Genomic DNA, 236 nt, shown 5'->3' on the forward strand with positions numbered 1-236 from the left:
GTCCCTTTCGTCATGACGCGTCTGAAACCTGCCTGCACTTCTTTAATGTCTGCATTATTCATATCAATCTTGTTCAGTACTTGAGGCTGAACAGACTCTACAACGGCTCCGATTCCTTTTTTCGAATCAGGCTGCCTGACCTCTTTTACAAGCTGAGGCTTCAAACGATAGCCTCCATTGGCGATTGTAGATACATACTGCGCCATTTGCAGCGGTGTAAACGTATCATACTGTCC

Annotated in this window: 1 protein-coding gene; it reads right to left on the minus strand. The window is 45.8% G+C overall.

The window, feature by feature from the left end; all coding sequences use genetic code 11:
• A partial coding sequence (locus SB816_RS34950; RefSeq protein WP_410548619.1) for a penicillin-binding transpeptidase domain-containing protein occupies positions 1-236 on the minus strand: 236 nt, incomplete at both ends.

It is taken from the genome of Achromobacter sp. SIMBA_011 (assembly GCF_046535435.1).
GTDB lineage: Bacteria > Pseudomonadota > Gammaproteobacteria > Burkholderiales > Burkholderiaceae_B > Achromobacter > Achromobacter dolens.